Origin of the sequence: Hydrogenophaga sp. (assembly GCF_048549895.1) — a bacterium.
In the GTDB taxonomy this organism is placed as follows: Bacteria; Pseudomonadota; Gammaproteobacteria; order Burkholderiales; family Burkholderiaceae_C; genus Hydrogenophaga.
Map to the genome: position 1 here is coordinate 1 of NZ_JBLYYB010000245.1, position 12,048 is coordinate 12,048.

Annotated in this window: 10 protein-coding genes and 3 pseudogenes; 10 read left to right on the forward strand and 3 right to left on the reverse strand. The window is 61.1% G+C overall.

Translation table 11 applies throughout. The annotated features are described in order from the left end of the window. Positions 1 to 318 precede the first annotated feature (318 nt). From ACN4F8_RS22110 to ACN4F8_RS22120, 3 genes and pseudogenes are all read left to right on the forward strand, one after another. Positions 319 to 1,302, forward strand: coding sequence for a porin (locus tag ACN4F8_RS22110; protein ID WP_419475550.1), 984 nt, complete (start codon positions 319 to 321; stop codon positions 1,300 to 1,302). A gap of 373 nt (positions 1,303 to 1,675) precedes the next feature. Next, positions 1,676 to 2,539 (forward strand): annotated as a pseudogene (locus ACN4F8_RS22115) (IS5 family transposase); the annotation flags it as partial. Between the two features lie 169 nt (positions 2,540 to 2,708). After that, positions 2,709 to 4,118 carry an IS701 family transposase gene (locus ACN4F8_RS22120; protein ID WP_182121050.1) on the forward strand — a complete coding sequence of 470 codons (1,410 nt, stop codon included), beginning with the start codon at positions 2,709 to 2,711 and terminating at the stop codon, positions 4,116 to 4,118. Here ACN4F8_RS22120 and ACN4F8_RS22125 read toward each other — a convergent pair. Together ACN4F8_RS22125 and ACN4F8_RS22130 are read right to left on the reverse strand one after the other, a co-directional pair. Continuing rightward, positions 4,041 to 4,631 carry a cytochrome b/b6 domain-containing protein gene (locus ACN4F8_RS22125; protein ID WP_182121051.1) on the reverse strand — a complete coding sequence of 197 codons (591 nt, stop codon included), beginning with the start codon at positions 4,629 to 4,631 and terminating at the stop codon, positions 4,041 to 4,043. The two genes, ACN4F8_RS22120 and ACN4F8_RS22125, sit on opposite strands and share 78 nt — an antisense overlap. 153 nt (positions 4,632 to 4,784) lie before the next feature. Beyond that, the gene (locus ACN4F8_RS22130; RefSeq protein WP_182121052.1) at positions 4,785 to 5,132 is read right to left on the reverse strand and encodes a response regulator transcription factor; all 348 of its coding nucleotides are present in this window, start codon (positions 5,130 to 5,132) and stop codon (positions 4,785 to 4,787) included. 89 nt (positions 5,133 to 5,221) lie between these two features. Here ACN4F8_RS22130 and ACN4F8_RS22135 point away from each other — a divergent pair, with 89 nt between their 5' ends. The 6 genes and pseudogenes from ACN4F8_RS22135 (at position 5,222) to ACN4F8_RS22160 (ending at position 10,295) form a co-directional block, all read left to right on the forward strand. Then, positions 5,222 to 5,911, forward strand: coding sequence for a hypothetical protein (locus tag ACN4F8_RS22135; protein ID WP_416142269.1), 690 nt, complete (start codon positions 5,222 to 5,224; stop codon positions 5,909 to 5,911). Positions 5,912 to 5,915: 4 nt separating this feature from the next. After that, positions 5,916 to 6,627, forward strand: a pseudogene (locus ACN4F8_RS22140) (VIT1/CCC1 transporter family protein). Positions 6,628 to 6,747: 120 nt separating this feature from the next. Then, positions 6,748 to 7,254 carry a cupredoxin domain-containing protein gene (locus ACN4F8_RS22145; protein ID WP_182121054.1) on the forward strand — a complete coding sequence of 169 codons (507 nt, stop codon included), beginning with the start codon at positions 6,748 to 6,750 and terminating at the stop codon, positions 7,252 to 7,254. A gap of 117 nt (positions 7,255 to 7,371) precedes the next feature. Then, positions 7,372 to 7,737, forward strand: a complete 366-nt coding sequence (locus ACN4F8_RS22150) for a copper-binding protein (protein WP_182121055.1) — start codon at positions 7,372 to 7,374, stop codon at positions 7,735 to 7,737. 24 nt (positions 7,738 to 7,761) lie between these two features. Next, a complete protein-coding gene (locus ACN4F8_RS22155) occupies positions 7,762 to 9,588 on the forward strand; it encodes a copper resistance system multicopper oxidase (RefSeq protein WP_182121056.1) in 1,827 nt (608 codons plus the stop codon). A gap of 11 nt (positions 9,589 to 9,599) precedes the next feature. Beyond that, a complete protein-coding gene (locus ACN4F8_RS22160; RefSeq protein WP_182121057.1) occupies positions 9,600 to 10,295 on the forward strand; it encodes a copper resistance protein B in 696 nt (231 codons plus the stop codon). A gap of 113 nt (positions 10,296 to 10,408) precedes the next feature. Here ACN4F8_RS22160 and ACN4F8_RS22165 read toward each other — a convergent pair whose 3' ends face one another. Further along, complete coding sequence (locus ACN4F8_RS22165) at positions 10,409 to 10,693, reverse strand: hypothetical protein (RefSeq protein ID WP_419475551.1); 285 nt, start codon at positions 10,691 to 10,693, stop codon at positions 10,409 to 10,411. A gap of 539 nt (positions 10,694 to 11,232) precedes the next feature. Between ACN4F8_RS22165 and ACN4F8_RS22170 the strand changes: the two are divergent. Then, positions 11,233 to 11,951, forward strand: a pseudogene (locus ACN4F8_RS22170) (IS3 family transposase); the annotation flags it as partial. Positions 11,952 to 12,048 lie beyond the last annotated feature (97 nt).

The following is a 12,048-nucleotide window of genomic DNA, read 5'->3' on the forward strand; positions in this document are numbered from 1 at the left end:
CGTGTGCCCGATTGGGGCCAGCTTGGAGTTGCATGGAACCCTCTTTATCTCATCTGTTTAGAGATGCGGGGCCACTTCTTAACGTTGTAATATAGCAACGATTTTCTTGGAAATGTCAGCAAGAAACTAGTTATTTTTCCTAAAATGGCACGAATTTCGCGCTGACTAAAAGACACTACGAGGCCGGACCTCTTCCATGTGCTCGGTTACGGAGTTTCGATTGTTGGACACCTTCAGGACGACTTCGACTGACACGAAAGGTGCGAACCTTCCCATTAACTTACCTCTTGTACGAGTTTTTAGCTTAAAGGAAATCAAATGAAAAATAAATATTCTGTACTTTCCGTACTTGCCCTTCTCGGAAGCAGCTCCGCGTTTGCCCAAAGCAGCGTAACGCTGTACGGCCGTGTAAACACCACAGTGGAACGCCAAGATGTGGGCGGCTTGAAGACCACAGTTGTGAATAACAACAGTTCTCGCTTTGGTTTCAAAGGCGTTGAGGATCTCGGTGGTGGCCTGAAGGCTGGCTTTGAGTTGGAAAGCGGCTTTCAATCAGACACGGGTGGAAGTGGCGCACTCTTCAATCGTCAAAGCGAAGTAAACCTGTCGGGCCGTTTTGGTACTGTGCGCCTAGGTAACTTCTTCCCCGCGTCGTACTACGCTTCTGCCGACTACATCAGCATGCATAATCATGATACGGGCTCTTCATCCGATGCCCTCTACTATGATCCGGTGTGGCTTGGGGGCCTAGGCACTAGTAATACGATTGGCTACCGCTCCCCAAACATCGGGGGCTTCACTGCGGAAGCTGCGGTTGTGCTTCATGAGCAACCGTCTAATACCGGCGGCAAAAACGGTTATGACTTCGCTGCCAACTACGCAATTGGCGCGCTTGACCTCGGTGCTGGCTATAGCAGTGTCAACAGCAATAATCAATTTTCCTTGCGCGCTCTATATTCCTTTGGACAACTGACGGTTGCAGGCTACTATCAGCGTAACAAAGACGCAAATCAGTTCCTGCCTACCGGAGCTGGTACGCGTAACAACTTACGCTTGGCCGCGGCTTACAAGATTGGTGCTTCAGAATTCCATGTAAACGTTGGTCGCGCGGGCGAATATGAAAACGTGGTTAACAGTGAAGCCACGCAATACACATTAGGCTACAACTATAATCTGAGTAAACGCACGAAAGTGTACGGTTATTACACGCGCGTGGAGAACAAGAGCGGCGCCACCTACTTTACGGGAATCCCAGGTGCTGATTTCAGCTCTGTGGCAGTCGGTGTTCGTCACAACTTTTAAGTTTCATTTAATCTCGGTTGACGTAGCGACCTAAGGTCAGTGTCGTAAAACAAGCTTCACATTCTTTAAGGGAATGTGAAGCTTTGTTTTTCGTATTTGATTCAAAATTTTTGATGGTGCAATCTTTCCCTTGGATGGGAAGCACTATGGATCTTGGCTACATTCGCAAGTAGTCAAAGCACACTGTAATCTACGGTATGTTCGCTCGTGTGCGTAGCGACGAGAAAGATAATCGCGACTTAACAGGCTCTACATAGTCGTCCCTGAAGAATCCCCGGAGGCCGCATAAACACTGGACTTTCGGGTGATTGCCGATGGCCGAGACTCCCAGTTTGAATTCCAATAGGGGCAAGTTTCTGGGAGTTCTGCCGTGCTGTTTTCCTGTGCCGCCACCGATGATTTCCTCCGTTCGCGCATCGATCACATGATCGACCTGCGCCATCCGATGGCTGTGCTGGCCTCGCGCATGCCCTGGAAGGCGATCGAAGCACGGGTGGCCCAGGTCTTCTCTCGCAGAGGTCGCGCCGGTGTGGCCATGCCTGACCCGGACCTCTTCGGGGAGCAGGTGCAGCGTGCCGCTGTTCCCAGCAACGCCGGGCGGCCCCGCGTGCCGCTGCGCATCATGATCGCGCTGCTGTACCTCAAACACGCCTTCAACGAGTCCGACGAGGGCGTCGTTGAGCGCTGGAGCGAGACGCCAACGTGGCAGTTCTTCTCGGGCCAGGCGTACTTTGAACATCGCCGTCCCTGCGACGCCACCACCCTGATCAAGTTCCGCCAGCTGTTGGGTGAGGAAGGTGTCGAAGAACTGCTGGCGCAGACCATCAACGTGGCTGTTGCTCTCAAGCTGATCAAACCGCAGGAGTTCGCCCGCGTGATCGTGGACAGCACGGTACAGCACAAGGCCATTGCTCACCCCACCGACAGCCGCTTGCTGGAGATCGCGCGCGCCAAGCTGGTGGGGGCGGCCAAGGACGCCGGGGTCGATCTGAAGCAGACCTTTGCCGAGGAGGGCAAGGAGCTGGGCCGCAAGGCTGGGCGCTACGCACATGCCCGCCAGTTCAAGCGCATGCGTCGGGCCATCAAGCGCCAGCGCACCATCGTTGGTCGCCTGCAACGCGAGATTGACCGCAAGGCCAGCGCCATCGGGCAAGCTGTGCGGGAGGCGCTCGCTGAGACTTTGAACAAGGCCCGGCGCAGCGTGTCCCAGAGCGGCCAACGCAAAGCGGCGGATGGGCTGGCCGCCCTCTGAAAACGAATAAATCAGGACCGACTAACTGAAAAAAGGCAGGCCATAGTGGAAACGCTACATTTGACAGCTTAGCGTCAAAAGTTAGCTAACTACCTAGTCTTACTGTGTCACAAATGTGGCATCATGATTTCCTCTCATTTTCTGGAGAGGGGCAATGGGGACAAGCAAACGGTTTGATCGTTACATGGCGCATTTGGCGCTGGGGCTGGGACATGCGGATCGGCATGCGGGGCTCAAGGGCTATTGCACGGGTTTGATGCTGCCGCTGGCCCGCAAGAGCGTTGAGCCGATGGCGGCGAGGGTGGACCCGCTGCATGCCAGCGCCAGACACCAGGCCCTGCATCACTTCGTCGCCAAGGCCGAATGGTCGGATGCCGAAGTGCTGCGCCGGGTGTGTCAGTGGGTTGTGCCACACATGGATTTCAGCCGCGGGGGCTGGTGGATCATTGATGACACCGGCTTTCCCAAGAAGGGCGTGCACTCGGTGGGCGTGGCCCGCCAATACTGCGGCATGCTGGGTAAGCAGGACAACTGCCAGGTGGCGGTGAGTGTTTCGCTGGCTTGTGACCAGGGCAGCATTCCCGTGGCGTGGCAACTCTACTTACCCGAGAACTGGGCGCAGGACCCAACGCGACGCAAGCGCGCTGGTGTGCCAGAGTCGCTTCGCTTTGCCACCAAGACACAGATCGCCCTGCAGCAGTTGCAGACCCTGCTGAGCGAGGGCGCACCCCGCCACTGTGTACTGGCCGATGCCGGCTACGGCGTGGACACCGGGTTTCGGCAGTCGCTCAGCGACATGGGCTTGTTGTACGCCGTGGGTGTCACCTCAGCGGTCGTGGTCTGGCCCCCTGGCGTTGAACCGTTGCCCCCTGCGCCCTATGGGGGAATGGGGCGTCCCCCGGTGGTTCCTCGCCGCACCGCCGAGTTGCAGCCAATGAGTGTCAAGGCCCTGGCCCTGTCCTTGCCGGCGCAGGCGTTCCAGACGATCAGTTGGCGCCAGGGTACCAACGAGCCACTGAGTGGCCGGTTCGCGGCCGTACGGGTTCGCCATGCGGGCGGCAACGCCGGCAAGTCGCGTCTGCGCCCACAGGAGTGGTTGCTCATCGAGTGGCCAGCGGACCAAGCCGAGCCGGTCAAGTACATCCTGTCGACCCTGCCAGCGAGCATTTCCCTCAACGACTTGGTCAGCGCCGCTTACCAGCGCTGGCGAATCGAGCGTGACTACCAAGACCTCAAGCAGGACTTCGGACTGGGGCACTATGAGGGGCGCGGCTGGCGGGGATTCCACCACCATGCCAGCCTGAGCATCGCGGCCTACGCTTTCTTGATGGCTGAGCGACTCATTGCCGACAAACCTGTCGGCGGCAAAAAAAACTTCGCCGAACGCCAAGTGCCTGCCCTTCCCGAGGATTACATCCCCAGGGGCAGCCCTGCGCGCCCAGCGACACGTGATCCATTCGATCACGACGCTGCGGCACCAACTCAGCTACGTACTGCTCGCCCGCCTCGGCCAATGTCCCTGCTGCGGCCGCGCAAGCAAAAGACTACTCTTGTGACACAGTAAGACTAGGCCAGCGTGGGCAACAATGTAAGCCCACATCAGGTTGGAGGTGATCTTGTGCACTTCCAGAATCAAGCCCTCGGGCACGGTCTGCGTGAACAGCCACGCGCCGCTCGCGCCCATGGCCAATACCGTGAGCAGACCCAGCCCGTGGACCGCGCTTGCCAGCGGCGTTTCGGGTTCGCCGCCGGGCAGGCGAAGGTTGTTCAGTTCGCCCCAGTGCCGAGAAAGGTCGGCGCCCACTGCTTGCAGTCGGGTGGAGGACAACCACGGAAACAAGGCTGCGAACGGTGTCTCGCGGCGGCGCACAAGGCTCCATAGCCAGAACGCCACCACCAGGCCCAGCGTGGCCAAGCCGCCGATCTCGTGCAACTCGAACATCAGGTTGGCCGGCTGGCCAACGCGTGCGGGTTCAATGAAGTTCGAGCCGATCAATTGCCACAGCGCGGCAAGTAGCAACGCTGCGTGCAACAGGCGAGTGAAAGCGGTGCGAAGGATCGGTTCGGGAGTGGGCATCACGGGGCTCCTGGAAGGGCGGGTCTTGTTGGGCGTTCAGGAATTTCAGGCACACTGGCCCCGTACGTCAGAGCCCGTTCATCATCGACCGTGTCACGAAGTGAAGACCGAACCATGACGACCGTCACCCCCGCCGGCGTGCAGCCGGCCGGATCAGCTGCGGCGGCCCACGGCGCAAACGGTCAGTCCGGTTCGGCTGCGGGCGTGCAGCTTTTCCAGGATGCGGCTGACGTAGCTCTTTACCGTACCATCGGCAAGGAACACCGCTGCGCCAACCTGCCTGTTGCTCTTGCCTTCGGCGTTGAGCTGGAGGACGCGCTCTTCCTTGGCGGTGAGCGGCACATCGATGGTCGCCGCGCAGCTGCGCGCGGTGGCTGCGCACGCATCGAAGCCGCGAAACTGCTTCATCACCTTGCGCGCAATCGTCAGAGACAGGCGAGATTCGCCGCGCTTGACGGCGCGGAATGTGTCCAGCCCCTCCTGCTCCACGGCGCTCTTCATGAGGTAGGCGCTGCTGCCCGCACAGATGGCCGCGGCTGCGACATGTGAAGACGTGGTCGCGTGGCCCGCTGGTCGCTACCGTCGCACTGGTGATTTTCCTGAACACCGATCGCAACCTTGGGCTCACCAACACGTCGCCTGTGATGGGTGCGCTGCTGCTTGCGGCGCTGGCGCTGCAGTTCCGCAAGGACTGCTACGTTCCGTGGATCTACTGGGTCGCCGTGGTCCTCATCAGCGTGGTCGGCACCTTGATCACCGACAACCTGACCGACCACTTTGGCATCCCTCTGCAAACCACGACGGACGTCTTCGCAGCCATGCTCGCTGCAACCTTCGCGGTTTGGTATGCGGTGGAGAGGACGCTGTCAATCCACACCATCTTCACCACCCGGCGCGAGTGGTTCTACTGGGCGACGATATTGTTCACCTTTGCGCTCGGCACGGCAGCGGGAGACCTGCTGGCCGAACAGCTCAAGCTCGGCTACCTGCATTCTGCGATGGTGTTCGGTGCCGGCATCGTGGTCACGTACGCGGCATACCGTCTGTTGAACGTAAATGCCGTCGCCGCCTTCTGGATCGCCTACACCCTGACGCGGCCCTTCGGCGCGTCGTTCGGCGACCTGCTGTCGCAACCGCTCACGAATGGCGGCATGGGGCTCGGCACCGTCGGTACGAGCGCGATCTTCCTCGGCGTGATCCTCGTGCTGATCGTCGTGATGACGAAGGCGCAGCTCGCCGTGGCGGCCAAGGCGTCTGGCGCCTCGGCAACGTCGCAGTGATGTGATGAGGCACGACGAACGCCATCGCAGCAATGTCGTTGGTTGGCTGCGGGCCGCGGTGCTCGGCGCGAACGATGGCATCGTCTCGACGGCCAGCCTGCTGGTCGGCATCGCAGCCTCGGGGGCGGATCGCCAGAGCCTCGTGGTGGCAGGCGTGGCCGCGCTGGTGGCCGGCGCCGCTGCGATGGCGGCTGGCGAGTACGTCTCCGTGGCCTCGCAGGCCGATACCGAAAGCGCCGACCTTGAGCGCGAAAGCAAAGAACTGGCTGCAGACCCAGCGGCTGAGCATGGCGAGCTGGCCGCCATCTACGTGGCGCGAGGCCTGGCGCCGGGCTTGGCCGATGAAGTCGCGCGGCAGTTGATGGCTCGCGACGGCTTGGCCGCGCATGCGCGGGACGAGCTCGGGTTGTCCGACCAACTGGCCGCGCGGCCCACACAGGCTGCGCTGGCCTCGGCAGCGAGCTTCGCCGTGGGCGCGGGTTGGCCGTTACTGGTGTTGGTGCTGGCGCCACGCGCCAGCCTGACGGGCTGGCTTGTGGGAGGCAGCCTCGTCGGGCTGGCTTGTGGGAGGCAGCCTCGTCGGGCTGGCAGCGCTGGGCATCCTGGCCGCCTACATCGGCCGAGCGCCCAAGATGCGGTCCGCCTTGCGGATTCTGTTGTGGGGTGCTGGGGCCATGTCGCTGACCGCCGCCGCTGGAGCGCTCTTCCCCGCGTAGCTGGCACGGACAAAGCTGACATCTTTGTAATGTTCCCGTCAGCACATTGGTGGTTAGCGTGAGTAGGATGCTGAGTTGGTAATGCATCAATCGCTGTATCAACTCAATAAGGGACTTCCAATGAACCCCAGATCCATCCGTCCGCTGCTGTTCGTTACGGCGCTTCTAGCCGCATCAGCCACGTTGGCCGCCCCCGGCCACGGCAGCAACCCTGTTGGTGAACCCGGCAAGGCCGCGCAGGTTACCCGTACCGTGGAGGTCGACATGACGGACAGCATGCGCTTCACGCCAGCCGAGGTTTCAGTGCAACAAGGTGAAACCGTGCGCTTCGTCGTGAAAAACTCGGGGGCTGTCAAACACGAGTTGGTGATCGGCTCGCTGAAGGAGTTGAAGGAGCACGCTGCGATGATGATCAAGATGCCCGGAATGGAACACGCCGAGGACAATATGGTCACCGTAGCGCCCGGTAAGACGGGCGAGGTCGTGTGGCGCTTCACCCAGGCTGGCAAGGTGGACTTCGCCTGCCTGCAGCCCGGCCACTATGATGCCGGCATGAAGGGTCTCGTCACTGTGGCACAAAAGGCCGGCGCTCCCAATGCTGGCGGGCACGGCGATCATAAACACTGATGGTCCGTTGGCATACCGTGAAGTGACGATCAGCACGGTGTGGCAGTACCGCGCGGCACCGGATGGTGTTGGTCGTCTGCGCCAGAATTCTTCTATTTCATGTACGGAGTTGTCGCTATGAAAAATTTCAAACCTTTCCTCGCTGTACTGGCCTTTGTGGCTTCTGCGCCATTTGCCATGAGCGTTCAAGCCCAGGCGATGGACCACAGCAAAATGTCTGGCATGAACATGCCCAGCATGAAGATGGACGGCATGCCCGCCTCGATGACCGAAGGCGAAGTGCGCAAGATTGACAAGGAAACCAAGAAAATCACGCTCAAGCACGGCGAGATCAAGAACCTGGACATGCCCGGCATGACGATGGTCTTCCAGGTTAAGGACGCTGCGCTACTGGACAAGGTCAAGGCCGGCGACAAGGTGAACTTCACCGCCGAAAAAGCCGATGGTGGCATCGTCGTCACCGCGATCGAAGCCGTCAAATAAACACGGTAGAGGAGGCTCAACCCCATGGACACACCCAAACGCCGAACCTTGCAAACCCTGGCCGGCTTGGGCGCGCTGGCCGCCCTACCAAGCGCCTGGGCTCAGGTGCGGGCCGTCGAACTGCGCAACACCCCAGTGTCGCGCGAGTACGACCTGAGCGTGGCAGAGACCCCGCTCAACATCACCGGCAAACCAGCTCAAGGTATCACCATCAACGGCACGATGCCGGGACCGGTTCTGCGCTTCCGCGAAGGCGACGAAGTGGTGATCCGCGTCACGAACAATTTGCGCGAGGTCACCGGTATCCACTGGCACGGCTTACTCGTTCCCAACGATCAGGACGGCGTGCCCGGCGTCACTTACCCCGGCATTCGCCCCGGCGAGACCTTCACCTACCGCTTCAAGCTGCGCCAGTCTGGCACCTATTGGTATCACAGCCACGCCGCGCTGCAAGAGGCTGCAGGCTACTTCGCGCCGCTCATTGTCGAGCCAGCGCGTCCCGACCCGTTTCAGTATGACCGCGACTACATCGTCGTGATTTCCGACTGGATCGACACGCCGCCGCAGCAGGTGCTGGCCAATCTGAAGAAGCAGGACGGCTATTACAACTACCGCCGCGTGACAACCCCGCAGTTCTTTGCCCAACTGCGCAGCGCTCCCGACGCCAAGGCGCGCGACACGCTGTGGGCCGAGCGCATGGAATGGGCCAAGATGCGCATGGACCCCACCGATTACAGCGACGGTGGCGACGAGTGGTCGTTCCTTCTGCAGGGCAAGCGCCCCGACGAGAACTGGACCGGCCTGTTCAAGCCCGGGGAGCGGGTGCGACTGCGCTTCATCAACGCCTCGCCGATGAACCTGTACGACGTGCGCATCCCGGGCCTGCCGATGACGGTGGTGCAGGCCGATGGCCAGAACGTCAACCCGGTGGAGGTGGACGAGTTCCGCATCGGCAACGGCGAGACCTACGATGTGATCGTGCAGCCGAAGGAAGCCAAGGCTTACACGATCTTCGTGCCCACCATCGCCCGTATCGGCTATGCGCGCGGCACGTTGGCGCCGGAGGTCGGCATGAGTGCGCCGGTGCCCGAGCTGGGACCCAAGCCCGTCCGCACGATGGCCGACATGGGAATGGCCGGCATGGACATGAGTGGCGGCGATGGTATGGCCGGAATGGATATGGGCCAAGCGCCGGCAAGTGATGCGGCGGCCGCAGGCCATGCCGGTATGGCGATGCCAGCGCCGGCCAAAGCTGTCGCCCCGGACTCTGGCATGTCGGGTATGACCGTGAAGCCGACCGATCCACATGCCGGCATGGCGATGCCAGCATCGACCAAGCCCGCCGATCCACACGCGGGTATGCCCGGCATGGCGGGTATGGCCGAGATGCCGGGCATGAGTGCCGCGGTCCCGAAGCTCGAGCCCAGTTCGGACGGCCTGCGCCGGCTGACGTACGCGCATCTGCGTGCCGCAACCCGCAATGCCGACGACCGCGCGCCGGAAAAAGAATTGCTGGTCCGGCTGACCGGCGACATGGCGCGTTACTTCTGGACCATGAACGGCCAGAAAATGTCGCAGGCGGCGCCCTTCGAGATGGGCTTGGGCCAGCGCGTGCGCATCAAGTTCGTCAACGAAACAATGATGGAACACCCGATGCACTTGCACGGCGTGTTCATGGAACTCGTCAACGGCAACGGTGTGTTCGGCCCGCGCAAGCACACGATCATCGTGCCGCCGGCGCAGACCGTCGAGCTTGATGCCACCTTTGAGGATGAAGGCATGTGGGCATTCCACTGTCACCTTTTCTACCACGCTGCTACCGGGATGATGCGCCTGGTCAAAGTGGCCTAAGGATCACACCGATGGAGAAAAAAATGAGGATGGCGCTGCGGCACGCGGGCACTGCGCTGCTGGTTACCGTTGCTTTGGGTGCGCAGGCGATGGAGGACGAGTCGATTTACTCTTACGCGTTGGTCGAAGCTGGTGCAGCCAAAGTGCGCGGGGCTGCTGGCTCGGTACAGTCACTGGCCGTCGATGGCTGGATTGGTGGTGACTTCAACCGTCTGTGGTATTCGCTCGACGCGGAGCAGCGCAGCGGGCGCACCGAAGCGGCTGAGCTGCAAGTTCTCTATGGCCGGTACATTCGGCCGTTCTGGGACGCACAGATCGGCCTGCGTCGCGACGAGCGGCCCCAGCAACGTGACTACCTCGCGCTCGGTGTGCGCGGGCTCGCGCCCTACGCCTTCGACGTCGATCTGAAGCTGTTCATTCGTGACGACGGAAAGGTCTTCGCTCGAACGCGCTTTGAAAACAGTTTTCTGATCACGAATCGCTTCATCGTCTCGCCTTCGGTTGACTTGGAGTGGTCGGCATCCGACATCGATACGACAGTGCGCCGCGGCGCATATCAGGTCGATGTGGGGGTACAGGCCCGCTACGAGTTCAACCGGCGCGTCGCGCCTTACCTGGGCTTGAAACGAACGTTTTATCCAAGGTCGCAGTCCGGCGGGGAGACAGCTGCTACCCAGTGGCAAGCTGGGCTTCGCTTGCTGTTCTAGGCGGCGTCTCCAATCCGATCATCAACCTCGGCTCTTCACCGCTAGCCAGTTGGGAAAATGGCCCGTCTTGCAAAGTATCTCGAGGCCGCCGAGAGCGACAGCACGCGCAGGAGCTACGCGTCGGCAATACGGCATTTGAGGTTGAGTGCAAAGGTTTGCTGCCCTCCACGGCAGACGCCATCGCCCGCTATCTGGCCGATCATGCGGCTACCCAGGCGATCAACACCCTGCGCCAACGTCTTGCGGCGTTGTCGCGTTGGCACACCGACCAAGGCTTTTCCGACCCCACCAAATCGGCCTTGGTGCGCCAGGTCCTCAAAGGCATTCGCTCCGTGCACAGCGTGCGGGAGAAACGCGCCCGCCCACTCGAACTGGCCGTTCTTCAGCAAGTCGATCAATGGCTCAATACCGCGATCACCAATGCGCAGCGGTCCGGCAACCAGTCAGCCGCGCTGCGCCACACGCGCGACCGCAGCCTGATACTGCTCGGATTTTGGCGCGGCTTTCACTCCGACGAAGTGACGAGTCTGCGCGTTGAGAACGTCGAGGTCACCCCCGGCCAAGGCACGACCTGCTACCTGGGCCGCAGTAAAGGCGACAGGCAGCGTGAGGGCCGCTTTTTCAGATGCCCGGCGCTGTCCCGCCTATGTCCCGTGACTGCTTTCAATGCTTGGGTCAGCCTCGCTGGATTGACCGAGGGTCCGGTGTTCCGCAAGATTGACCGCTGGGGCCATGTTGCCGAGGAGAGCCTGCACGTCAACAGCCTGATCCCCTTGCTGCGCAGTCTGTTCGCCGAATCGGGCGTCGAGTCACCTGAGAAATACAGTAGCCACTCCATGCGTCGCGGCTTTGCCGGCTGGGCCCGCGCCAGCGGCTGTGGAGTTGGAGTTGACCCGAGTCCGTGGACACATCATTCTTTGTGTTCAAGGAGTCGCAAATGTCCAAAGTCAGACCGCCGTACCCGGCGGAGTTCCGTCAGCAAATGGTCGAGCTTGTTCGAGCTGGTCGCTCACCAACGGAGCTCTCGCGCGAGTTCAATGTCACCGCGCAGTCCATCACCAACTGGGTCGGCCAAGCCGCCATTGACAGCGGCAAGCCGCTGCCTGGCAAGGAAGGGTTGACCTCCGCAGAGCGCGAGGAGTTGGTACGGCTGCGTCGTCAACTGCGCCAGGTTCAGCAGGAGCGCGACATCCTGGCAAAGGCTACGGCCTGGTTTGCCGGTCGCAGCGATGCGACTTCAACGAAGTCTTCGGACTCGTGATGGCGAACCAGGCCGACTTCCCTGTGCGCACCATGTGCCGCGTCTTGGGTGTGTCCGCCAGCGGCTTCTATGCCTGGCGAGAGCGCGCGCCCTCCCAGCGCAGCATCACCAACGCGGTGATGACCGAACGGATACGCCAGATTCACAAGGACTCCTACGAGTCGTACGGTATGCCACGCGTGAGGGCCGAGCTCATCGAGCAAGGTGTGTGCATCAGCCGCCAGCGCGTGGCGCGTCTCATGCGTTTGGCCCACATCCGGGGCATCAGCCGCCGCCGTGGCTTCACGGTGACCACGCGACGCGACAAACGCAACTCTCCGGCCAATGACCTGGTCAAGCGTCAGTTCAGGGCCAGCGGCCCCAATCAGCTCTGGGTGGCCGACATGACCTACGTGGTCGCCCCTGCAATACCTCTGCAGCCCGCATGAATGCTGATGTTTCGGGGTGATCACGGATACCCAGAACTCCCGATTTGAATTCCAATAGGCATCA

Bases quoted from the DNA above. Each gene is read 5' to 3' on its own strand.
- ACN4F8_RS22145 (WP_182121054.1), top strand. From the start codon at position 6,748: ATGAACCCCAGATCCATCCGTCCGCTGCTGTTCGTTACGGCGCTTCTA.
- ACN4F8_RS22130 (WP_182121052.1), bottom strand. From the start codon at position 5,132: ATGAAGAGCGCCGTGGAGCAGGAGGGGCTGGACACATTCCGCGCCGTC.
- ACN4F8_RS22110 (WP_419475550.1), top strand. From the start codon at position 319: ATGAAAAATAAATATTCTGTACTTTCCGTACTTGCCCTTCTCGGAAGC.
- ACN4F8_RS22120 (WP_182121050.1), top strand. From the start codon at position 2,709: ATGGGGACAAGCAAACGGTTTGATCGTTACATGGCGCATTTGGCGCTG.
- ACN4F8_RS22125 (WP_182121051.1), bottom strand. From the start codon at position 4,631: ATGCCCACTCCCGAACCGATCCTTCGCACCGCTTTCACTCGCCTGTTG.
- ACN4F8_RS22150 (WP_182121055.1), top strand. From the start codon at position 7,372: ATGAAAAATTTCAAACCTTTCCTCGCTGTACTGGCCTTTGTGGCTTCT.
- ACN4F8_RS22155 (WP_182121056.1), top strand. From the start codon at position 7,762: ATGGACACACCCAAACGCCGAACCTTGCAAACCCTGGCCGGCTTGGGC.
- ACN4F8_RS22160 (WP_182121057.1), top strand. From the start codon at position 9,600: ATGGAGAAAAAAATGAGGATGGCGCTGCGGCACGCGGGCACTGCGCTG.